Source organism: Flammeovirga yaeyamensis, assembly GCF_018736045.1.
GTDB classification, from domain to species: domain Bacteria; phylum Bacteroidota; class Bacteroidia; order Cytophagales; family Flammeovirgaceae; genus Flammeovirga; species Flammeovirga yaeyamensis.
In genome coordinates, this window is sequence record NZ_CP076132.1 from 661,761 (window position 1) to 686,333 (window position 24,573).

At 34.9% G+C, this 24,573-nt stretch carries 18 protein-coding genes; 10 read left to right on the forward strand and 8 right to left on the reverse strand.

All coding sequences use genetic code 11. The annotated features are described in order from the left end of the window. Window positions 1-17: 17 nt before the first annotated feature. The 4 genes from KMW28_RS02645 to KMW28_RS02660 all read left to right on the forward strand — a co-directional run bounded on the left by KMW28_RS02645 (window position 18) and on the right by KMW28_RS02660 (window position 5,414). Entirely contained in the window at window positions 18-1,778 is a 1,761-nt protein-coding gene (locus KMW28_RS02645; RefSeq protein WP_169665010.1) for a hypothetical protein, read from the forward strand. Between the two features lie 47 nt (window positions 1,779-1,825). Further along, complete coding sequence (locus KMW28_RS02650) at window positions 1,826-3,313, forward strand: glycoside hydrolase family 30 protein (protein ID WP_215585787.1); 1,488 nt, start codon at window positions 1,826-1,828, stop codon at window positions 3,311-3,313. Next, window positions 3,314-4,789: a glycoside hydrolase family 30 protein gene (locus KMW28_RS02655; RefSeq protein WP_169665008.1), complete on the forward strand. Its 1,476-nt coding sequence runs from the start codon at window positions 3,314-3,316 to the stop codon at window positions 4,787-4,789. It begins immediately after the preceding gene. 160 nt (window positions 4,790-4,949) lie between these two features. Further along, the gene (locus KMW28_RS02660; protein WP_169665007.1) at window positions 4,950-5,414 is read left to right on the forward strand and encodes a YHS domain-containing (seleno)protein; all 465 of its coding nucleotides are present in this window, start codon (window positions 4,950-4,952) and stop codon (window positions 5,412-5,414) included. An 84-nt stretch (window positions 5,415-5,498) separates the two neighbouring features. On the opposite strand, the gene KMW28_RS02665 is transcribed toward KMW28_RS02660, so the two are convergent. Next, a complete protein-coding gene (locus KMW28_RS02665; protein ID WP_066210332.1) occupies window positions 5,499-6,572 on the reverse strand; it encodes a Glu/Leu/Phe/Val family dehydrogenase in 1,074 nt (357 codons plus the stop codon). 548 nt (window positions 6,573-7,120) lie between these two features. On the opposite strand from KMW28_RS02665, the gene KMW28_RS02670 reads away from it, so the two are divergent. From KMW28_RS02670 to tyrS, 5 genes are all read left to right on the forward strand, one after another. Next, the gene (locus tag KMW28_RS02670) at window positions 7,121-8,836 is read left to right on the forward strand and encodes an ABC transporter ATP-binding protein (RefSeq protein ID WP_169665068.1); all 1,716 of its coding nucleotides are present in this window, start codon (window positions 7,121-7,123) and stop codon (window positions 8,834-8,836) included. A 63-nt stretch (window positions 8,837-8,899) separates the two neighbouring features. Further along, the gene (locus KMW28_RS02675) at window positions 8,900-9,112 is read left to right on the forward strand and encodes a twin-arginine translocase TatA/TatE family subunit (protein WP_394369903.1); all 213 of its coding nucleotides are present in this window, start codon (window positions 8,900-8,902) and stop codon (window positions 9,110-9,112) included. A gap of 219 nt (window positions 9,113-9,331) precedes the next feature. Beyond that, the gene (gatA, locus tag KMW28_RS02680; protein WP_169665006.1) at window positions 9,332-10,759 is read left to right on the forward strand and encodes an Asp-tRNA(Asn)/Glu-tRNA(Gln) amidotransferase subunit GatA; all 1,428 of its coding nucleotides are present in this window, start codon (window positions 9,332-9,334) and stop codon (window positions 10,757-10,759) included. Between the two features lie 259 nt (window positions 10,760-11,018). Further along, the gene (locus KMW28_RS02685; protein ID WP_169665005.1) at window positions 11,019-13,193 is read left to right on the forward strand and encodes a LysM peptidoglycan-binding domain-containing protein; all 2,175 of its coding nucleotides are present in this window, start codon (window positions 11,019-11,021) and stop codon (window positions 13,191-13,193) included. Between the two features lie 88 nt (window positions 13,194-13,281). After that, window positions 13,282-14,583: a tyrosine--tRNA ligase gene (gene tyrS / locus KMW28_RS02690; RefSeq protein WP_066210327.1), complete on the forward strand. Its 1,302-nt coding sequence runs from the start codon at window positions 13,282-13,284 to the stop codon at window positions 14,581-14,583. 80 nt (window positions 14,584-14,663) lie between these two features. On the opposite strand, the gene KMW28_RS02695 is transcribed toward tyrS, so the two are convergent. The 6 genes from KMW28_RS02695 to dnaG all read right to left on the reverse strand — a co-directional run bounded on the left by KMW28_RS02695 (window position 14,664) and on the right by dnaG (window position 23,255). Next, on the reverse strand, window positions 14,664-15,488 hold the full coding sequence (locus KMW28_RS02695) for a hypothetical protein (protein WP_169665004.1): 825 nt from the start codon (window positions 15,486-15,488) through the stop codon (window positions 14,664-14,666). A 233-nt stretch (window positions 15,489-15,721) separates the two neighbouring features. Then, complete coding sequence (locus KMW28_RS02700; RefSeq protein WP_169665003.1) at window positions 15,722-17,476, reverse strand: hypothetical protein; 1,755 nt, start codon at window positions 17,474-17,476, stop codon at window positions 15,722-15,724. A gap of 96 nt (window positions 17,477-17,572) precedes the next feature. Next, a complete protein-coding gene (locus KMW28_RS02705) occupies window positions 17,573-18,319 on the reverse strand; it encodes a hypothetical protein (RefSeq protein ID WP_169665002.1) in 747 nt (248 codons plus the stop codon). A gap of 238 nt (window positions 18,320-18,557) precedes the next feature. Beyond that, window positions 18,558-19,814, reverse strand: a complete 1,257-nt coding sequence (gene cysN / locus KMW28_RS02710; protein WP_394369904.1) for a sulfate adenylyltransferase subunit CysN — start codon at window positions 19,812-19,814, stop codon at window positions 18,558-18,560. Between the two features lie 15 nt (window positions 19,815-19,829). Continuing rightward, on the reverse strand, window positions 19,830-20,735 hold the full coding sequence (gene cysD / locus KMW28_RS02715; RefSeq protein WP_066210320.1) for a sulfate adenylyltransferase subunit CysD: 906 nt from the start codon (window positions 20,733-20,735) through the stop codon (window positions 19,830-19,832). A gap of 303 nt (window positions 20,736-21,038) precedes the next feature. Continuing rightward, on the reverse strand, window positions 21,039-23,255 hold the full coding sequence (gene dnaG / locus KMW28_RS02720) for a DNA primase (RefSeq protein ID WP_169665001.1): 2,217 nt from the start codon (window positions 23,253-23,255) through the stop codon (window positions 21,039-21,041). A 74-nt stretch (window positions 23,256-23,329) separates the two neighbouring features. Between dnaG and recO the strand changes: the two genes are divergently transcribed. Beyond that, window positions 23,330-24,034: a DNA repair protein RecO gene (gene recO / locus KMW28_RS02725; protein WP_169665000.1), complete on the forward strand. Its 705-nt coding sequence runs from the start codon at window positions 23,330-23,332 to the stop codon at window positions 24,032-24,034. A gap of 13 nt (window positions 24,035-24,047) precedes the next feature. Here recO and KMW28_RS02730 read toward each other — a convergent pair whose 3' ends face one another. Then, window positions 24,048-24,539 carry a hypothetical protein gene (locus KMW28_RS02730; RefSeq protein ID WP_169664999.1) on the reverse strand — a complete coding sequence of 164 codons (492 nt, stop codon included), beginning with the start codon at window positions 24,537-24,539 and terminating at the stop codon, window positions 24,048-24,050. Window positions 24,540-24,573 lie beyond the last annotated feature (34 nt).

Here is a 24,573-nt window from a genome sequence, read left to right on the forward strand (position 1 = left end):
CCTTAACATCAACAGCAATGAAAAAATTACTAACATTTATAGTAAGTATATTCCTTATCATTGGATGTACTGAAAAAGAAAATATGCAACCTGAAGGAAATTGGGACTTATCCAATCCATCCTTGATGACTCCTTCAAATGGTGAAACAGTTGATCTTATACAGGAATTCCCTGATGAAACCATAGATTTTGAGTGGACAGCTGCCGTTAATTCTGCAGGTTATGATGTCTCTTATCAAATAGTTGTTTTGCCTGATACAGCAACTTCGTCAGAAAATCCATTATTAAAAGTATTGTCTGATGATAATGGAAAGGCTTTAACAGGAAGCATTTCATATCAGTCCATAGATCAGATCTTATCTGCACAATGTATTCCTGCGGGCAGTGAGGTAAGTATAAAAGTAGGTGTTGTTGCTTCCTCAATGGAACGTAAAACAGAAGATTTGATCAATATCAATGTAGTAAGATTCCAAACAGAAACACTTCCTGCTCAACTATTCTTAACAGGGTCAGCTACTGAAGTAGGTGTGGAAAGGGCAGAAGCAATTCCTTTCAAGCGTCTCCCGAATGCAGATGGATCGGCATCTAATGTGTATGAGGTTTATTCTAAATTATCAGTAGATGGGTCGTTCTATATGGTTGACAAAGCAAGTGATGAAGCATCTATTTTTGGTATAAACGAAGCTAACCTGATTGAAAAATGTGGTAATGAAATTACTGTTGATGAAGAGAAGGTATATCGTCTAAAAGTTGATTTAGAAAATGGTACTTATGAATTAAGGGATTTCACTGAAATTGAATTGTTTGGAGCACCTCCTTCAGATTCTGGCGATTGGACTGGTCTTGCATTCACGTATCAAGGAATGGGTATTTATACTGCTGTTGGAGATTTCAAACAAACAGGTGGATACTTATTTAGAAAAACCGATACATGGGAGAATATTTTCAAACATGTTAGTGGATCATCAAATACATTGATCTTAGAAGAAGATAAAGATGCACAAGGAGTCGAAGTATCTGATATGAATTTTGATGGAGAAATCGGAGAGTACACGATCACTATCGATTTATCATCTACCGCCTATACTTATACTTTGGATAAAACCTATGTTCCACCTACTGGTCCAGAATCTTTATTCTATATACCATCAGAAGGTGATGCTGTAGAGATGATTAAGGATGGCAATAGATTCAAGCTACCGGTACATGTTGCATTACAAACATTAAGCACATTTAAATTGAATTCTTCTGCAGATGGGTCAGGTACTTATTATTCTATCAACGGAGCTATCGGACAAACTGATGATGCATCATGGGATAATGTTACAGGAGAAGTAGAGTTACAAGAAGGTGAAGCTGATATTACTGTAGCCTTAGACCAAGCATATATGTTGACTGTAGATTTTGATGATTCAAATATTCAATGGCAATTCTATAATGTAAAACTATTCCATTGGTCAGATTGGGATGAAAGAGAAGAAATTGTAATGACTTATCAACACCCTTTCACTTATGTGCTTCAAGGTGCAAGTTTGAAAGCAGGGTTTGATTCTAAATTTATTTCTCCATGGGATATAGAATTTGGATCTTATAATGCTGATGGTTCTACTGATGATGCAACTGCAATGTCTGGTACAACAACTAACAAACCAAAAGTAGACACAGGTGATGGCGTTGAAGTAGAAAACTTCAAATTCATTACGGTAGACGGTACTTATAATGTAGAGTTAGTGGTGAATGCAGATCTAGTACATGGTACTTATTCTGTTACGCAATAAATAAATAAGTCCTGCCCTAAATGGGCAGGGCTAATGATTAAAGAAATATGAAAAGGTTAAAAATGAATACGATTCTAAGTATTATACTTTCTGCTATCCTCGTTGGAGCAGGATGTTCTGAGGAGGATAAAACAGTAGCACCTCCACCTCCGGTTGTAGCTCCAGATAACCCCGATAATGTGATGGTGGTAGTGACTTCAAGGTCTGATGTCTCTAATCAAACAAATGTGGGATTAAGAGTGATAGAAGATGCTGTTTTAGCTGGTAATGAGGAAAACATTTCTACATTGAGAATAGATATAAATCAAACGTATCAAGAAATGGATGGGTTTGGCTATACTTTAACAGGAGGAAGTGCACAGCATTTAATGGGAATGTCCGCATCAAATAGAAAAGCTTTATTGGAAGAGTTATTTGGTACAGATGCTGAAAAAGGTCAGTTAGGAATATCATTTCTTCGTTTGAGTATTGCAGCTTCTGATTTAGATGAGAAAGCATTTTCCTATGCTATGGTGAAAGGAGAGGATAATGATCTGCTTAAAAACTTTTCAATTTCTGAAGATCAAAAGAATCTGATTCCAATATTAAAAGAAATTGTGGCTATTCAGCCAGGTATCAAATTTTTAAGTACACCATGGTCTCCTCCAACTTGGATGAAAACGAATAACAGTGCGATTGGTGGTCAGTTATTAGAAACATATTATGAAGCATATGCTGATTATTTTATCAAATATATCGAAGCTTACAAAAGAGAGGGAATTAATATTTATGCTATCACTGTTCAAAATGAGCCTTTACATCCGGGAAACGAACCAAGTATGTTGATGCATGCTGATGAGATGGCGAATTTTATTGCCCAACAGTTAGGACCTAAATTTAGAGAAGTAAATATTGATACAAAGATCATTACTTATGATCACAATGCAGATAGACCAGATTATCCAATAGATATTATTAAATCACCTGCCAACGAATTTATTTCAGGTTCTGCTTTCCATTTGTACGGAGGGGATATTTCAGCACTTTCTCAAGTAAAAGCAGCTGATGTGACTAAAGACATTTACTTTACCGAACAATGGGTGGATTCTGAGGATGCTGATTTTGGAGGAACATTAATGTGGCACTTTGAGAATATCATTATTGGTGCTACAAGGAATTGGGCAAAAGGTGTGATGGAGTGGAATCTAACATCAAATAGTGCGTTAACACCAAGAACACCTGGAGGTTGTACAAGGTGTTTAGGAGGGTTAACTGTAGATGATAACGAAGTGAATAGAAATGTGGCTTATTATATCATTGGTCATGCTTCGAAATATATTCCAGTGGGATCGGTAAGAATCAAAACGAATCAAATGGGAAATTTACCTAATGTAGCGTTCCTAACTCCTGAAGGAAAGACTGTTACTTTAATTATGAATAACTCAGAAAGTAACACTAAACTAAATCTAAATTTTAGCGGAACAGATGAAAAATATACAGTATCCCTTCCAAGTAATTCTGTAGCTACTATTGTTCATACAAAACCAGTTAGTTAAATGAAAAAAACTTTAATTAGTGCTATTCTAGCAACAAACTTTATTTTTGGTTGTACATCATCTAAACAACAAATATTAGTTGAGCATTCCCATCAAAAGATGATTACACCAAATTCTGTATCTGTTTTTACAACCGCTAAAAATACAGACTTACGTTTATCAAATACAGGTAGCTATTCTTTTGAAAAAAGTAAACAGCCTACTGAGGGAAATGTGTCTATTTTTATTAATCCTGATAAGCAATATCAAACACTCTTAGGTATTGGAGGTGCAATAACAGATGCTTCTTCAGAGATATTTTATCAACTTTCAAAAGATAAGCAAGAAGAGTTGATGAATGCTTACTATGGGGAAGATGGAATTGATTATACATTATTGAGAACATCAATTCACAGTAGTGATTTTGGTTCTGAAAGTTATACTTATATTGAGGAAGGAGACAAAGAATTAAAAACTTTCAACATAGATCATGATAGAAAAACGAAGCTACCGATGATCAAAGAAGCGATGAAAAGAGCGGATAAATCTATTCAGTTTTACGCTTCACCTTGGTCTCCTCCTGCATTTATGAAAGGCAAGAAAGACATGTTGAAAGGAGGTAAATTAAAACCAGAATTTTATCAATCATGGGCAAATTACTATGTGAAATTCATTGAGGCCTATGAGAACGAAGGTATTCCAGTTTGGGGTGTGACGATTCAGAATGAACCTATGGCTGTTCAGACATGGGAATCTTGTGTGTATACTGCTGAAGAAGAAAGAGACTTTCTAAAAAACTATTTAGGACCCACTTTCGAAAAAGAAGGATTAAGTGATAAAAACATTGTAGTATGGGACCACAACAGGGATTTAATTGTCAATAGAGCAAATACTATTTTTGGTGATCCAGAAGCTGCAAAATATGCTTGGGGTATTGGTTTCCATTGGTATGAAAACTGGACAGGTAGTGAGCCAATGTTTGATAATTTATCGAAAGTGAAAGAAAACTTTCCATCTAAAAACCTTTTGTTTACAGAGGGATGTAATGAAGGTTTTGATGATCAAAAATATCAGTATTGGCCAAATGCAGAAAGATATGGTCGTTCTATGGTCAATGACTTTAATAGAGGAACTGCAGGGTGGACAGATTGGAATATTTTGTTAGATCAAAACGGAGGACCAAACCATGTGGGGAATTTCTGTTTTGCTCCTATTCATGCAGACTTAAATAAGAATGAATTGATCTATACACCATCTTATTTTTATTTAGGACACTTCTCTAAATTCATTCGTCCGGGAGCCGTTAGAGTAAGTACAGCGGTAAGTTACGATTTCTTGGAGGCAACATCATTTATTAATAAGGATGGAAGATTAGTGACCGTTGTTTTGAATACTTCTGATGAAGCTTATGATTATACAATTTATGTAAAAGGTCAATCCACTAAGCTATCAATTCCAGGAAGAGGAATTCAAACGTTAGTTTACGGAAAAAAATAAATCACTTATCAACATTTAGTTCAAATATTTGCCTTATTTCAGACATCGTTTTGGAATAAGGCTTTTTGATATTGATGAATTGTGAATAACTTTTTAATCAAAAAATCAGTATAACTATAAAACCGGAAACTTATTCACAATAAATGATCAGAATTTCAAAATGAGAAAACTAACTAAATTTGTACTCAGTTTATTCACATTATTATGTTTATCAACACTAGGTTATTCACAAATACCAAGTGATTTGAACCTAGAAAAGGGAGATGTTGCCGTTGGAGGTTACGATCCTGTGAGTTACTTTTCAGGATCTCCTGTAGAAGGCGATAAACATATATCAGTTATTCACAAAGGAGCACATTATTATTTTGCCTCCCATAAAAATAAAGAAACGTTTAAAGAAAATCCCGAAAAATACTTACCTGCTTATGGAGGTTGGTGTGCTTACGCGATGGGAGCAAAAGGTGAAAAAGTAAGTGTGAATTATGAAACCTATAAGATTCAGAATGGAAGGCTCTTCCTTTTTTACAATAAGTTTTTTACCAACACTTTAGAAGATTGGAACGAGGAGGGAGCTGAGCGTTTAGAAAAAGCAGCTGATACCCATTGGCAAAAACATATTATGTAGTCGTCTATTAAAAAGGGATGAATACAAAAAAGGCATTCCCGTAGGAATGCCTTTTGGTTTATATAATTCACCTGAATTGGTATGTTAGTATGTGCTTTTTATAGCGGCTACCTCATTGATTCGTTGCTGTGCGATATCGATAGCAACTTCCTGAGCGTTTTTGCCTGTAGCTTCAGACTGATCAAAAACTTTTAAAGTCTGATCGTAAACAAACTCACATTTGTTCCATGACCATTCTTTGTTTGTTTTAATCACTTCAGCATATACATTGATTACCCCACCTGAGTTAATCAAAAAGTCCGGAGCGTATAAAATGCCTTTTGATTTCGCTAAATCGCCATGGATTTTTTCATCTGCCAATTGGTTGTTTGCACAACCTGCGATAATCGAACATTTTAGTTTGCTTAGCGTTTCATCATTTACTGTAGCACCTAAAGCACATGGCGAATAGATATCTACATCTAAATCATAAATCTCGTCCAAACCTACACCTTTGATGCCGTATTTGTTGACTACATCCTTCACTCTATCCTCATAGAAATCAGAAACGTAGATCTCACATCCTTCTTTTTTCAAATGTTGGATGATGTACTCACCCACATGTCCTGCACCTTGGATAGATACTTTTTTGCCTTCAAGGCTATCTGATCCAAATTGCTTTTTAGCAGCTGCTTTCATACCCATATAAGTAGTGTATGCTGTAAAAGGCGAAGGATCTCCCAAACCACCTCTTGTTTCTGGCATACCACTTACATATGAAGTTTCTGCTGCAATATGTTCCATATCAGAAGCGTTCATTCCAACGTCTTCTGCTGTAATATATTTTCCGTTCAAGTTCTTCAAGAAGCGACCATATGCTCTAAGCATCGCTTCCGACTTGTGTTTTCTCGCATCCCCAATGATGACCGCTTTTCCACCACCAAGATTTAATCCAGCGATAGAGTTTTTAAACGTCATCCCTCTCGATAAACGAAGTGCATCATACGTTGCTTGAGCTTCATTTTCGTACATCCACATTCTAGTACCACCTAGTGCTGGTCCTAATACTGTATTGTGTACTGCGATAATTGCTTTTAATCCTGTCGATTTTTCGTGACAGTAAACAACTTGCTCGTGTCCCATAGAAGAGACTTCTTCAAATATTGAGATATCTTCCATTTAAGTTATATATGTTATAGTGTCTTGTTCTTGATTAATATGTTTCTAACAATTAAGTCTTCGCAAGTTACATTTTCTGAATAGTAATACAAGTGCTACTTTTATGATGAAAATTTTAAGTAATTACCAAATATTATATCAATTATAGGTTTTGATGAATTTTGTTCTATGTTTTTTATCTGTTTTATATAAAATATGCAGAATTATATTCTGAAAATTATAAAATTCATTTTTTTATCAAAAAATGCTTTTAATTACGATTTCTAAGGATAAGAGTAAACTTTAATATTTTTAAACGCTTCTAATATCATAGTAATTCGTTGAGATGATTTTAGAAAATTCAAACAATAGAGGCATTTTTGTGATTCTTATTTAGACATCATCGAATTTTGCTGTAATAATTTTATAACTTTAAGGTTCGATTTAATATCATCTTTTCACCCAACGTAAGTGGTATTATAATTAGCAGGATTTCATCCTTAACTCATTAATCAGTGGATAAAGAAAAAAATTCAGGTCAGATATTCGATAGGCAAGTCTTATCAAGAATGTTGGTATTTGTGAAGCCACACATGAAAGAGTTTGTCTTTCTAGTGTTCTTGACAATAGGATTAGGTGTTTTGGCTCCTTCAAGACCTTATTTAATTCAATATACAATCGATAACTTCATTATCGAGAACGATATGCCCGGCTTAAATCAAATGATTGTCATCTTAATAGCGGTGCAATTATTACAAGCTTTGGTACAGTTTTGTCATACGTATCTTTCAGGTTGGTTAGGACAGCATATTGTAAAAGATATGCGTGTACAATTGTACGAGCATATCTTGAAATTGAAATTAAAATTTTACGACAACACACCTATCGGGCGTCTAGTTACTAGGGCAGTATCTGATATAGAAACCTTATCTGAGGTATTTACCAATGGTGTCGCCGCAATGCTTGGAGATATCCTTCAATTGATTTTTATCTTCTTGGTGATGTTGTATACTGATTGGAGACTGACCTTGATTAGTTTATCAGTTTTGCCTCTACTTTTGTTCTCTACTTACGTTTTCAAAGAGAAAATTAAAGTAGCGTTTAATGAAGTGAGAAATGCAGTTTCTAACCTAAATACCTTCGTTCAAGAGCACATTACAGGCATGAATGTGGTGCAATTGTTCTCTGCCGAACAAAGAGAGCAAGAGGAATTTCAGAAAATCAACAAGGAACATAGAAACGCCAATATCAGCACCGTTTTATATTATTCGATTTACTATCCAGTGGCGGAAGTTATTGCTGCTTCGGGTACAGGTCTTTTAGTTTGGTGGGGTGCACATAGTGTTTTAGATGGTTATGCTACATTAGGTACGTTGATTGCCTTCATCATGTACATCAACTTATTCTTTAGACCGATACGTATGATTGCCGATCGATTCAATACGTTACAAATGGGTATTGTGTCTTCAGACCGTATCTTGAAATTATTGGATGATAAAGATTTTATCAGCAATGAAGGAAATTATACAACGGATCATATCAATGGAGATGTGGAGTTCAAAGACGTTTGGTTTGCGTATAATGATGAGGACTATGTGTTGAAAAACATCAACTTTAAAGTAAATCATGGAGAAACGGTGGCTTTAGTGGGGGCGACAGGAGCAGGTAAGTCATCTATCATCAATTTGATTTCTAGATTCTACGAAATAAATAAAGGAAGTATTTATGTGAATCAGAAAGAGGTTAAGGAATACGATTTACATAATTTGAGGAAACACGTGGGTGTAGTGCTTCAAGATGTATTCTTGTTCTCTTCTTCTATTCGAGATAACATCACTTTAGGAGATAAAACGATAACGGATAAACAGATTATGAAAGCCGCCGAATTGGTGGGTGCTAAATCGTTTATCGAGAAACTTCCTGGGCAGTTGGATTATAAAGTAATGGAAAGGGGGGCGACCTTGAGTGTTGGACAACGACAGTTACTTTCTTTTGTAAGAACAATGGTTTATGATCCAGCGATTATTATTCTAGATGAGGCCACTTCTTCGGTAGATTCTGAAACAGAGGCACTTATTCAGAATGCGATCAATTCGATGATGAAAGGTCGTACAAGTATCGCGATTGCTCACCGATTAGCAACAATTAGAAATGCAGATAACATTATAGTATTGGATAAAGGAGAGATAAAAGAGTCCGGATCACATGATAAATTATTAGAAAAAAACGGATTTTATGCTAAACTTTATCAAATGCAATACAAAGAAGTTGAGGGGATTAATTGATATTAGCATATTAATAAGTACCTTTGCAATGCGTAACAAACAATAAATCATTACACCATGGAATTGAATGCAATTTTATTATTCGTAATGCCTGGCGGTTTAGAATGGGTAATCATCGGTCTAGTAGTTTTATTACTATTCGGTGCGAAGCGTATTCCTGAATTAGCTCGCGGTTTAGGTTCAGGTATCAGAGAATTCAAAGATGCTAAAAACCAAATCTCAGAAGAGTTAGAGAAGGGCATTAAGGAAGAGGAGAAGAAGAAAGAAGAAAAGTAATTCAGTCTTATCATTCTTGATATATTTTTAATGAAATCACTTTTTCATTAAATTTTTCACAATAAAACGAAAAGAAGTTTATCTTTGTCATTATACATAGATAAACTTTTTTTATTTTGGTCCCTTCAAAAATGAAGATCAAAAAAATTATTGTGTGTTATTGCGAAAACAAACTTCAGTGCGAGTCGCACACACCTAATTTCTAATTATACGGAGCATATGTACAAATCATTTGATGAAATAAAGGCGGCAATTGCGAACAAAGAAACTTCTTGTGTGGCTTTGGTCGAAAATTATTTGGCAAGAATAGAGGAGAAGAAGCATCTAAATGTTTGGAATGAGGTATATGCTGATGAAGCTATCGCTCAGGCTAAGAAAGTAGATGAAAAAATCGCTTCAGGTACTGCCGGTCGTTTAGCAGGTATGGTAGTAGGTTTGAAAGATGTGATTGCCTATAAAGATCATGGTTTGCAAGCGTCATCAAAGATTTTAGATAAATATGTATCTCCTTTCTCTGCAACCGCAACAGAAAGACTACTTGATGAAGACGCGATTATTATTGGCCGACAAAGCTGTGATGAATTCGCTATGGGTTCTTCTAACGAAAACTCAGCTTTTGGAGTAGTAAAAAATAATATAGATGAAACACGTGTACCGGGCGGCTCTTCTGGAGCCTCTGCAGTAGCGGTTTCAGATAACCACTGTTTAGTTTCTTTAGGTTCTGATACGGGTGGATCGGTAAGACAGCCTGCTGCTTTTACAGGAACAGTTGGTTTAAAACCTACCTATTCTAGAATCTCAAGATGGGGTTTAATTGCTTACGCCTCTTCTTTTGATACTATTGGCATTATCTCCCATAATGTACCTGATGCTGCTCTTGTATTGGAAATTATTGCAGGTCAAGATGAGCAAGACGCTACAGTTTCCCAACAACCTGTTCCTGCATATTCGACATCAGTTAGTGATAAACCAAAGGAAAAATTACGCATTGCTTATATCAAAGAGACAGTGGAAAGTGAGCACCTAAATAAAGATATCAGCGAGAAAACGTTCAATAAGATCAAGGCTTTAAAAGCGGAAGGTCATACAGTAGAAGGTATCGAATTCCCTCTTTTAGACTACTTGTTACCTACTTACTATATTCTTACAACTGCAGAAGCAAGTACAAACTTGGAACGTTTCGACGGGGTAAGATATGGTTACAGAACAGATCAGCCGAAAGATTTGGAAGCACTTTACAAGAAATCAAGATCAGAAGGTTTTGGTGATGAAGTGAAGCGTAGAATTATGTTGGGAACCTTCGTTTTATCGGCTTCTTATTATGATGCTTATTTCTCAAAAGCACAAAAAGTAAGAAGGTTGATTAAAGAAACAACAGAAAAGATCTTATCGGAATACGATTTCATTTTGATGCCCACCACATCCACTCCATCATTTAAAATTGGTGAGTATGGCGAAAACAATCTATTGGAACTGTACTTAGGTGATTTATATACGGTACATGCATCTTTGGCTGGTTTACCAGCAATATCAATTCCTAACGGAGAAGATAAAGATGGGTTGACGATCGGTTTACAGATTATGGCCAATAGATTTGAAGAAGAGAAGATGTTGGCATTTTCGAATTACTTGTCTGAATTAGATTAAACTAAAGTTTAGTTTTTGATAAAAATATTGAAAAAGGTGTAAAGACGATCATAAACGATGTTTTACACCTTTTTTATTTTAACAAAAAACATCCTCATTCTACGACATAAATCTTCAATTCATCCCTCAAAATTCTTAAATCGTAGTATATTTGTTGAAACGTTGTGATTTGAAAGCAACGATTCATTTTTAGAACATATTTTCTGTAGATGTTCTTGTCTCATAAAGCTGTCTAAATTCCCTAATTATTTAACCGAGAATGCAGTTCAATAAGTTATTCGCCCCTTTTATTTTCGTATGTGTGATAGTATCTACGTCTTCTTTATTTGCCCAAGATGAGGGTGATATGATGACATGGAAAGATAGTATTTATACCGTTGCTTTACCTGAAGGTTATCTTTTACCTTCTGATACTTTAGAGATTGTAGAAGCGGCCCCTTATGCTCCTTGGTTTGAGAATTTTGAAGATTTTGATACCACATCAGCGATTCTTTTGGATGTGGTCGATCAGACATATGATTATGTGCCTAACGTAACGGATAGTTTGGTAAAGGAACGTCTGAAGGAATTGGAGAATGTTATTCCTTTAGAGTATCACGATAGGGTACGTTTGTTCATCGACTATTTCGCGGTACGTAATAGAGATTACACGTTGGGAATTATGGAGCGTCAGAACATTTATTTCCCAATGTTCGAAAGAATTTTAGCAGAAGAAGGAGTACCTACAGAATTAAAATATTTAGCAGTTATTGAGTCGGCTTTAAAGCCGGTGGCACTTTCTAGAGTGGGTGCAAAAGGTCTTTGGCAATTTATGCCAAGAACGGGTAGAGCCTATGGTCTGAAACAAAGTTATCAGATTGATGACAGAATGGATCCTGAAAAAGCGACAAGAGCAGCGGCACGTTATCTTAAGTTCTTATACAATTATCATGGAGATTGGGAGTTGGCAATTGCTGCCTACAATTGTGGTCCGGGTAATATTAGAAAAGCACAAAGAAGGTCTGGAAAGAAAAAATTCTGGGATATTTATAAGAAACTTCCAAGAGAGACAAGATCGTATTTACCTCAATATGTAGCAATGGCTTATGTATTGACGTATGCAGATGAATATAATTTAGTACAGGATTTACCAAAATATGAAATTCCATCAGAAGATATTTTCGTGAGTCAGTCAGTTGATCTAGGCTTACTAGCTGATGAATTATCGGTTTGCCGAGAAGACCTGACACTTTTGAACCCTTCTTTAAGATTCGGTTTTGCTCCAAACTATGTGAAGAACTTTAGAATTAAGATTCCTGAGGCACGTTTTAATTATTACTTGGAGAATCAGGATGAAATTCTTTCAAAAATTAAATATACTGGTAAAGGAGCTAATGTTGGAGATGGCTATTATTATCATTATGTAAGAAGTGGAGAGTCGTTAGGGTTAATTGCTAGAAAGAATCGTGTTTCAATTAGTAGTTTGAAAGCATGGAATAACCTAAGAAGTAATACCATTTATCCTGGTCAGAAATTAAAGATTTACGGTAATGCGTATAGTCCAGGACCGTCGACCGTTTCTTCATCAAGCTCATCAAAATCGAAAAGTACAAAGTCTACATCAAGTTCATCTTCTAAAACAAGTGGCGCAAGTATTTACCATACCGTAAGAAGTGGGGAGACTTTGGGGATGATTGCTAAAAAATATAGAGTGTATGTTGCGGATATCAAAAGATTGAACAAGATAAAAGGAACAACTATTTATAAAGGTCAGCGTCTTTTGATTAAGGAGGGAAAATATAAGGCTCCAGAAACTAAAGAGACAAGTACAGTGTCAAAATCTACTCCTTCAGCATCGAGTAATTCGAAAGATAATCTGTTATATCATACAGTTGGAAGTGGAGAAACTTTAGGTGGTATTGCTGAAAAATACAATACCTCTGCCTCTAATTTGAGAAAGTGGAATGGGATAAGAGGTTCTACAATTTATAAAGGTCAGAAGTTAAAAGTATATACTTCTCAAAAAGTAGCTACTACTACAGCTTCTAAAAGTACTTCGACTACAGCAAGTACATCAAAGAAAAGTTCGACGACAACCGCTTATGGGCCTTCATCAAAAACGAGGTACCATAAAGTGAAGTCGGGTGATAATTTGGTGGAGATTGCCAAGATGTATAGAGTGTATGTAAACGATATCAAGAAGGTGAATAATATGAAGACTTCTACTATTCAGGCAGGACAGACATTAACGATTCCTCCATCGCCGAGTAGTGTGCTTAATGAGCAGAAGAAATCATCAAAAAGTAATACAACTTCTTATTATACTGTGAAGAGTGGAGATACTTTATGGAGTATTTCTCAGAAGTTAGGTCTTTCTGTTGGAGAGTTAAAGCAACTAAATGGCCTAAAAAGTAACAATTTGAAGGTCGGACAACGATTAAAGACAAAATCTTAAGCATCTTTAAATAATCTATTCAAAGAAAATATATAATATCTAGCGCAGGTTCGTAAATTGCGAGTTCAAATTTTGAAACAACAGGAAAATGGCAGATATAAAAACAAATCTTATTGAAGAATTGCAGTGGCGTGGCATGCTGCACGATATCATGCCAGGTACCGAAGATCAATTAAACAAAGAGATGACGACTGCTTATGTTGGTTTTGATCCGACAGCAGACTCTCTTCACATTGGTCATATGGTATCTGTAATGTTGCTTAGACATTTACAAAAAGCAGGTCATAAGCCGTTAGCAATTGTAGGTGGTGCAACAGGTATGATTGGTGACCCTTCTTTCAAAGATGCGGAAAGACAACTTTTGGATGACGATACTATCCAAAAAAACATCGCAGGAATGAAGGCACAATTGGAGAAATTCTTGGACTTCGATTGCGGAGATAATTCAGCGGAGATTTTGAACAACTACGATTGGTTCAAAGATTTCAGTTTTATCGATTTCGCTAGAGAAGCAGGTAAGCACTTGACAGTAAATTATATGATGGGTAAAGAATCTGTAAAGAAGCGTTTAGCTGCAGGTTCGGGTATCTCATTCACAGAGTTTACTTATCAATTGTTACAAGGATGGGATTTTTATCATCTGTACAAAGAGAAAAACTGTCGTTTACAATTTGGAGGTTCAGACCAATGGGGTAACATCGTAACAGGTACTGAATTGATTCGTCGTAAGGCACAAGGAACAGCATTTGCCGCTACTTGTCCTTTGATTACAAAAGCAGACGGAACAAAATTCGGTAAAACTGAAAGCGGTGCTGTTTGGTTAGACGCAGAGAAAACTTCACCTTACCAATTCTACCAATTCTGGTTAAATGTTGGAGATGAAGATGCGAAAAAATACATCAAAATCTTTACGTTTATCGAGAAAGAAGAAATCGATCAGTTAATTGCGGAGCACGATGAGGCACCTCATACGCGTATTCTTCAGAAGCGTTTGGCGGAAGAAGTAACTCGTGCAGTTCATGGTCAGGAAGAATTGGATACTGCTATTGCGGCATCAAATATTCTTTTTGGTAAGAATGTAACGGAGCAATTGAAGTCGTTGAACGAAAGAACGCTTCTTCAAGTATTCGAAGGCGTTATGCAATCGGAAATCACTAAAGCTGATTTAGAAGGAATGGCTGAGATCGCTGATTTATTATCAGCAGGTACTCAAAACCAATTGTTCGCTTCTAAAGGTGAAGCTAAAAGAATGATTAAAGGTGGCGGTATTTCTATCAACAAAGCGAAATTGCAAGGTAGTGAATTGCCTAAAGATTTAGAATTGTTGCAAGACAAATACATCTTGGCTCAGAAAGGAAAGAAAAACTACTGCTTAATCAAGGTAGTTTAATTTCTATTTGATATAAAAACAATAAAGGCGTTGACTTATAAAGTTCAACGCCTTTTCTATTATATGTTACTTGATAACGGTTATTTCGTCCAATCTTCAACTAATCCTTCTTCTTCTAAATAAGATCTTAAGTAAATGATTCTAGGTGAATCGGTGACTAATGATGCTTTGTATAAGGATAATTGAGCTTGATCTAAATCTTGTGTTCTATAAGCATTTACAGCTTGGTTGTAATATTGTAACCCAGCTAAATCTTTAATACTTAAGTTTTCGCTTAAATTCATTCCATATTCTTGATACAGTAACGAAGATTCTAAGCGTGTTTGATATTTTTCTTCTCTTGCTTTAATATCGTCTTCATTATTTACATACCCATAAACATCTGTCGATTCGATTAATGTTAACCCTAAATGTTCATCGTTCAATAGGATGTAAACATGACTGTTTAACTGCTTTATTGTAAAATCATAGCCCATTTCATTAAAAATGTGAGCATACAATAATGTAGCAGTCAAACAATCATAAGTTCCCGTCTTTAGCATGTTAGAGAAACTACTGCATTCTGCGTAGTTCTTTAGGAATTTGTTTCTTGTTTTGTTAAAGATCTTCTTAACAATAGACTTATTGTTTTTCTCTTTTTGATTTTGCCAGTAGTTGACCCAATCTTCTACCTCTTTTTTCATAGTGACAAATTCAGAGGCTTTGATGTTATCGGTAGGAGAGAAGTATATATTAAAGTGATCTTGTTGCCATGCAGTTTCAATCTGATTCAATGCATAATATTCTAGCATAGAAGAAGATTGATTTTTAGCCAATACGATAGTATTATTTTGCCCATACGTATCCTGTTTTCCAAAGAAGGAAAGTAAAATGATAAGGGATAATATGGTGGTAGCAAACTTCATGAATGAATAAAATCGTATTCTTTACATTTCTAATATACGAATATTATTCATACTGAGTTAACATTGAGTTAATATATAAGGTACATGAGTAAGATATATTATCAAAATTATCTTAATTATAGATATATTACCATCTCTAATGTGAATTTAATGTTACGTAAATTAATTTTTGAGCATAAAAAAAGTAGAGAAACGGATTTCTCTACTTTGAATAACTTAAAGAGGTCTAATTTTTAGAAGTCATAAAGTCTTTGACCAATGTTCCATCTTAATGCAGCACCAATATAATTTTCCGATTGATTATATGTGGCATTATCATCACTGCTTAATTTTCTATAAGTGGCACGTAAATCCACAAAGATATTATGGAAAGGAGAATAAGTTAAAACAGCATCAATATACATTGTTGTTACCTTATCGCCTTGTAATAATTTATTATCGAAAGAATCAGGAGATCCTGGAGCTGTATTGTAGTTCACAAAAATATCATGACCGTAGTTGACTAGGATATTTCCATTTTCGTCGTAAGTATTAAATCCTTGTTCTCTATAAATACCTTTAATAACTGTTGATAATCTTGGTAAGAAGTGAGGACGATAACGAATGATACCAATTAACTCATAAAAGTTGGCACCATTCGGATGGGCTAACTCTTGATAATAGTGTGCTTGATTGCCGTATAAATTACTTTTTGCTCCTGTGGTTTCCTTATGGGAATAGGTGTAAGGATCGACAACATTCATTTCTCCTTGTAAGTCGAGGTTACTCAAACCGAATGCATCAATATATTTAGCCCCTAACTGATATGCGAATTTGTTACCATAATAACCTTTACCAAGATTGCCTACACTTAGGTCATCCACCATAATCTGCCCGTAAAGCTGCACTTTATTCCAGATGTTATATTTTGCATCAAAACCGATTTGCACGTTGTCAGCATCCCCTAATCCATGTTCTAAAGCTCTGTAGAAAATGATTGGATTCATATAAGAGATATCAAACTGATTATTCCCTAAAGAATCATGTCTACTAAACATCACCTGCTCGAATAAACCTATATTTAAGTTTTTAGTGATGTTCCAACCTAAATGATGCATTGCCATGTATTTCTTTGGCAAAGCAGTAAACGGCATATCTGCCACATTGCTCGCATTCATTTGGGCAAAAATATTGGTGTATTCTAAATGCCAAACTCTCGTATTTAGCTTCAAATAAGTATAATCATTAGCATGAGTCGATAAGAACATCGAACGGTAGCCATTACCGATGAAGTTTCTACCTCTACCAAATTCTGCTTGAATGTATTTATCCAATAATTGGAAATTGATGTAACCTTGTGCATTAAAAAAATCATATGTACCATCCCCATTGTTTTTATACCACTGTTGTCCAGGTATGGTATTATTATGGGATTTTGAATACTGTTGCGCATAGAAAGGTAATCTTTCTTGGTTATCACTTGCTTGCATGTAGAAGCCTACTTTTCCTGCAATTGATCCATAGACTACAGCACCTCTTTGGTTCACAAATGGTCTAGAGGTATTCAAGTTATCATCACCTGCACTGAATAAGATTAAAGGATTCACATGTACCTCAAAGTCTTTTTCATTTACATTGGCGAAGTCAATTTTACTTCTGTAAAGATATTTCAAGAAAGGCTTTTTCACTTGAGCAATTGTTGAATCACTCATGTATTGCCAATTGTCTAGTGCTAAATAGGAAAGCTCGTATTTATCAGCTTCAGATAAATTACCTGTATAGGTTGAATCGAAATTCTCAACAAATTTTGCAATATCTTGTCTACCATAAGGTTTGATATTTGTAAAGATATTCCCAAAATTCTTTTGTTTGATCTCGAAACGATCGATTAAATGATAATATTCAGGGTCATAAGGTACAGTGGCTGATTGTGCGAATAAATTATGAATAGGAGCGACAAAAAATAAAATGCACAACAGACGAATTACTGATCTAAAAAAATGATTCATCTTGTAAGTTTTTGATCCTTTAATGAAAGGCTAATTTTTATAAAAATTAACTCTTTTAGATCAAATAACTTGCCAAGGGAACACTAGGGGGAATGATTAAGCAATTTCTTTGTTGTTGGATTGAAATAAGCCTAAAAAATACTCTTTACATTTTACTCCAAAAGCTTTTACTTCTTTTTGGAACCTCACTTGAGAGTATTGTCTAAATTCTGATTCACTGTAAAAACCAGTTGTATCTAAGTAGAAAATAGAAGGTATTTTACGCCAATCGCTGTCATAGTTTTTAACAATTCGATGTTTTAATAATTGTTCTATGTTGATAAACGGATAACTCATACGATTGTAGTAATCGATAATTTGTCCTTGATTGAAATAAAATGTTTTACGGAAGTTATTATTAATAATATCAGCTTCTACTTTATTTAATGATTTTGTATTCTGATTGATGAGTACTTCTTCAATTACCTTTTCATTCGATTTAAAAAAGATCAGATTTTCATTATTCTCATTAAGAATGATCATTTCCGTATTCTCGTTTTTCAATTGATTTAAAAACAAATAAACTTGTCCATATAAATGTTGAATACTTCCTATAGTCCAATAATCATATTGTAATAAATAATCTGCTTTTTGAGATCCTAAATATTGCACTAAATCTTGTAGGTTATTTATTTCAGCAAAAATCAGTTTCGTATTATTAGGTGTTTCAATGTTAATATTGAAGTTGCACAGTAACAATGCATCAACATGTTTTTGATGGGAAAGCTGATCGAGAAATAAGGATAGGTATTCAGGTAAAGAATCAATTATTGGAACAATGATAGTTGTTTTTAAACAATTCATAAAAGGTATTATTTAATGAGAAGAGCAGTTACTTATTAAATACGTTAATAAATGTAAAAGGTTGAGTTTCAATTTTAAAAACTCAGATAGATAGCAATTTTCTTAGATTTAACTTATTACAAATTTACTCAATAATTGTATTTTTTTATAGTACGAAATCATAGAATAGTATAATTATAAGGGTATAAAAAACACCTAAGTAACCTTAGGTGTTCTTTACTATTTATCTGGATGAGAATTACTTCTCTCTTCTGATCATACCTGCAGCAACAGTTTGATGTGTTGCTTCATCCACAAGAATAATAGATCCTGTAACTCTGTTCGATTTGTAAGGATCACTCATGATAGGCTTGGTCGTTCTAATTTTAACTCTAGCGATATCATTCATTTCAAGCGACTTATCACCCTCAATTCTGCTTAATGTATTGATATTCATCTTGTACTGAATATCTTTAATCATACATCTTGCTTCATTAGTCGTGTGCATGATGATGTATTTAGCTCTTGGTCTTGGTGGCTGATCGTCCATCCAGCAAAGCATTACATCTAAGTCTTGTGTTTGTTGAGGCTTGTTGTTTGGTCTTACCAACATGTCACCTCTTGAAATATCTATATCATCTTCCAAAGTGATCGTTACCGACTGAGGAGGGTAAGCCTCTTCAACCTCTTTATCACCTAGGTATATCTCTTTTACTTTTGATGTGAATCCTGAAGGTAAAGCGACGATATCATCACCTTTTCTGAATACACCAGAAGATACTCTACCAGCATAACCACGGAAATCATGGAATGCATCAGAGTGAGGACGAATAATTGTTTGTACAGCAAAACGAGGATCGATGTAGTTGTTATCACTAGAGATATAAATAGTCTCTAATGTGTGTAATAGCGTTTCACCGTCGTACCAAGGAGTTTCCTCAGAACGGTTCACTACGTTATCACCTTTTAATGCTGAGATAGGAACGAAACGAATGTCTTTCAAATTCAATTTAGCAGCAAACTCTTTAAATTCAGCTTGAATTTTTTCGAATACTTCCTCATCGTAGTCAACCAAATCCATTTTGTTCACACAAACAATCATGTGAGGGATTTGAAGTAACGAAGCAATGATTGCGTGACGGTGTGTTTGTTCTACCAAACCTTTACGAGCATCGATCAAGATCAATGCAAGGTTAGCAGTAGAAGCACCCGTTACCATGTTTCTTGTGTACTGAATGTGACCTGGAGTATCCGCAATGATAAACTTACGTCTTGGAGTAGCAAAGTATCTGTAAGCTACATCAATAGTAATACCTTGCTCACGCTCAGCTCTTAAACCATCAGTTAATAAAGAAAGGTCGACATGCTCTAAACCTTTTCTTTTCGAAGTTTCTGATACTTGATCTAATTGATCTTCGAAAATCGACTTCGAATCATATAATAAACGTCCGATCAATGTACTTTTACCGTCATCGACAGAACCTGCTGTTGTAAATCTTAAAATTTCCACGTTGATGATAATTTTTTAGTTCTAGAAATAACCCTCTTTTTTACGATCTTCCATAGAAGTTTCAGAACGCTTATCGTCCGATCTGTTACCTCTTTCTGTCTGACGCATTGCTGATACTTCCTCAACTACTTTTTCAATAGTGTCAGCATCAGATTCGATACCACCAGTAATTGTAATATCACCAAGTGTTCTAAAACGGATTTTCTTTTTCTCGATTTTTTCACCTTCACGTAACTGAGTGTACTCAGAAACAGGTAACCAAGTGTTATCTCTCCAAATTACATCACGCTCATGAGCCAAGTATAAAGAAGGAATTTCGATATTCTCTCTCATGATATATTGCCAAACATCAAATTCAGTCCAGTTTGAAATTGGGAAAGCTCTGAAGTGCTCGCCTTGACTGTATTTTCCGTTAAATAAGTTCCATAATTCAGGACGCTGACGTTTTGGATCCCATTGTCCAAATTCGTCTCTGTGAGAGAAGAAACGCTCTTTTGCTCTCGCTTTTTCCTCATCACGACGACCACCACCGATAGCTACATCAAAGTTTTCATCTTCAATAGTATCTAATAGAGTAGTAATTTGAAGTTTATTTCTACTAGCATTCGCACCAGTTTCTTCTAAAACTCGACCTTCATCAATTGATTCTTGTACAGAACCAACTGCCAGTCTTACTCCTAGGTCTTTCACAAGGTTATCTCTGAAAGCAATTGTTTCAGGGAAGTTGTGTCCTGTGTCAACATGTAAAAAAGTGAATGGTATTTTGGCAGGGTAGAAGGCTTTCTTCGCCAAATGAGCTACCGTAATTGAATCTTTACCACCTGAGAATAATAGTGCTGGATTTTGGAACTGAGCAAAAACTTCACGCAAAACGTATATCGCTTCAGCTTCCAACTCATCCAAATGTGAAAGTTGATAATTACTCATTAGATCTATGTATAATTAATGATGTCCATTTTTATTAGAGTATACTACTCTTTGACAAGGCACAAAGATATACTCTATAAGATTACTATGGAAATAAAAGTTATTAAAATAATGTCAATAGAACTCCTTGATATTTAATAATATCAGGTCTTTAAGAAAGATCACCGATAATAATTATAAAATTGATAGCTATATATGATGACAAATATGTATTCTAAAATAAATACATCTTCATCATTAGTTACAGAAACTTTGACTATTAACAAATACTTTAACGGAGATGCAATTTAAAAGTTTACATTATTATAATTTAATTGTAATACCTAACTGATCTGCTATTTCCTTTCTTTGTTGAGCTAATAATGTCATCAGCTCCAAAGCTTCCATCATTTTCTCCTCATTATTATTTTGCTCTGCTACTACTAAGCCATCCTGACATTGGTTGATAAGGTCAGTTAGGTAAGCAATTTTATAATAAAGCAACGAATTGTAAGCTAATTTACCTACGTTCTCATCTTTCTTTGGGATATTAATTTTATGACGAGTCGTCCATTCAGCAGAAGGTTCGTGCGTATCTTCTCCAATTATATTTAGGATACGCTTCCTGTCTTTTTCCTCACTATATTTTTCTTTGAAGAAATGAATAGATGGAATTTCTCCCATAGCAGTTTCATTTTTATAATCCACAAGAATTTGTTGGCAGAAAAGGTCCTCTAACATCATATCTCCCAATTCATCAAAAAGATATTGATAAATATAGCCAACTTCTTCATTGATGTATTGATCACCATAAAGCATTAGGATACGAATGTATTCTTCTTCATGAATGCCTAACCTTTTTAATCTACTTGGTCCTTTTGGACGTTCAAAAGCAGGTTTTTTAACTTCTTCAGTACCCAAAGGAGGTAAAATAGGAGGAGCTGTAGGTTCTATGTCTAAAGGCATAGGCGGGATCTCATCCATAGGTGGAGGTGGTGGCGGCATTTCTCCTCCACTACTGAATCCATCAAACTCCATAGGAGGCGGAAGTGGAATATCGTCCATTGGAGGTGGAGGAGGTGTATTGGCTGGGAAATCATCAAAGCCCATTGGTGGCATTGATGGTGGAGGAGTTGATGGAGGTAATGGAGCAGGAGTATTAGAAGTTCCTCTCGATCCTCCATATGGATTCTCATAAGGTCTTCTTTGCTGATTTTTTCTCCTTTCTGCTTGCTCAATCTCTTTTTGCTTTATTTCCTGAAGGCTTTTAGCAAGTCCTTCTACGGAAATTTGAAATACTTCAGCACACTCTTTAAGGAAGATTTCTTGTTGAATGGTATCAGGTATTTTGACAATACTCATTAATACCTCCCTGATTTTTTCTCCTTTCTTAATAGGATCATTTTTCGCTTCATCGTTATACAAACGAGCTGCAAAAAGAATAAAATCAGTTTCTTCTTGTTTTAAGAATTCAGAAAACTTTTCTCCACCTAAAGAAGCACATAAACTATCAGGGTCTTCACCGTCGGGTAGTCGAACAACTCTTACGTTTAACCCTTGTTCCAATAGCATATCCACACCACGAATGGCCGCTTTTAAACCAGCTGCATCACCATCAAATAGTGCGGTAACATTATTGGTAAATCGTTTTATTTGTTTGATTTGTCCCTCTGTCAAAGCAGTACCAGAAGAGGCCACAACGTTTTCTATTCCAGCTTGATGTAAAGAGATGACATCAGTATAGCCTTCTACTAAGTAACATCTGTCCTTAACTCTTAACGCATCTTTCGAATGAAAAATACCATATAAAGCATCACTCTTATGATAAATTTCTGTTTCTGGAGAGTTAAGGTATTTCGGTTTACCATCTTTCTTTAACGTTCTAGCACCAAAGGCGATAACACGTCCAGATAAATCATGGATAGGGAACATCACACGACCTCTAAATCTATCGTATTTTCTTCCTTTGTCATTTTCTGATTGAAGTCCGGCTAAGTTTAATGATTCTACAGTATACCCTTTTCCAGTAGCTTCCTTTTCCAAAGAATCCCAAGAGTCTAAACTGTAACCTAACTCAAACTTATTGATAGTGTCCCCGTTGAATCCTCTATTTTTAAAATAACCAAGACCTAAAGATTTTCCTTCATCAGAAGTTTGCATGATGCGCATAAAGTAATCTTTAGCGAAATTCATGGTTAAGAAAATACTTTCTCTTCTCTTGTGTTTTTCTTCTTCTTCAGGAGATCGTTTTTTCTCAACGATCTTGATTCCGTATTTAGCCGCTAGGTATTTTAAGGCCTCAACATAGGATTTTCCTTCTTTCTCCTGTACAAATTTGATCGCATCTCCAGAAGCACCACAAGAAAAACACTTGTACAAGTTCATACTCGGTGTTACATACATCGATGGAGTATTGTCCACATGGAAAGGGCACAGTCCAATCCAAGACTTACCTTTTTTCTTTAAAGGGACAAAATCCTCTACAACTTCAACAATGTCGAGGGTTCTTTTTATTTCTTCTACGGTTTCCTGAGGGATCATATTTTAAAAATAGGATAGAATTCAACTACAAATTTAAGATATTGTAGTGAACTTATTAGTAAAGTAGTTTAAATATGATTGAATCGACTAAAGGAATAGTATTAAGTAATATGCGTTATCGAGATTCTTCTCTGATAGCTCATGTCTATACAGAGAAATTTGGCCGAAGAGATTATATAATAAAAGGAGCATTCAGTAAGAAAAACAATAAGGCATCTTTCTATCTTCCGTTGAATATATTGGACTTACAGGTATACGAAAAAGGCACTTCAACTTTAATGATGGTCAAGGAGGCTAGAATAAGTAAAATGCTAATGTCTTTAAGGACTAATCCGCAAAAGTCAATGATTCTTACTTTCCTTTCTGAACTGTTGGAGAAAACACTTAGAGCAGATGAAATTGGTAATCCCGAGTTGTATCAATTTTTAGAAGATAGCCTTATTTCCTTAGACGAATTAAAGCATAATTGGAATTCTTTCATCTTACAGTTTATGTTCCGTTTGAGTCATCATTTAGGAATTGACATTACTTCTGCCTCTCTTTTATTAAGTGAAACACAATCTTTAGGGTATATGGACTCGGGGTTGATAAAATATATAGATCAACTTATTGAATTACCTTACAAGCATGATGTGGTTATTCCATTATCAAAAAGAAGGGAAATAATGGATCAAACTGTAAAATTCTATACTCTACAATTACCTAATTTTGGAGAATTGAACTCCTTGAAAATATTAAGGGAAATGGGTGAATCATTAAGAAAAAATAGGGAGAGATAAAGGGTAATTTGAATTAATTCAAAGATATTTTTAAATACTTTTCTGTGATTTTGGTATTCGAAACATCTTCTTGATTACTTAATCTGATTTTGATAATGTGGTCTCCTTTTTCTTTGATTGAATGATTAATAAATTTCCTTAGGTTTAGAATCGTTGCTTTCTGATGACTCAATGGGAAAGTCAATCCTACTAAATTCATATTTCTGTTAGATTCTGTTTCGTCGGCGGCATGCACCACAAAATCATTATACTCAACATCTAGCAGAGATATAGAATTTGTACTCGAGATTTTGATGAACAAGTTGTCAAAGTCACCTAACTTTCCATGAATAGGTTGAGAAAGATTCATGTTGATACCAGAGACCCGTATGGATTCTTTGGGAGCATTTGATTCTAAATTTATCATTTCTGAAAAACTTTTGATATCATGATGCAAATCAAGAAAGTTATAAGTGGTTGTTAGCCCAATGACAACGCTAATCATCATGAAGTAAAATGATTTCATAGCTTGTCTAATGTTTATTATTAAGTACTACACT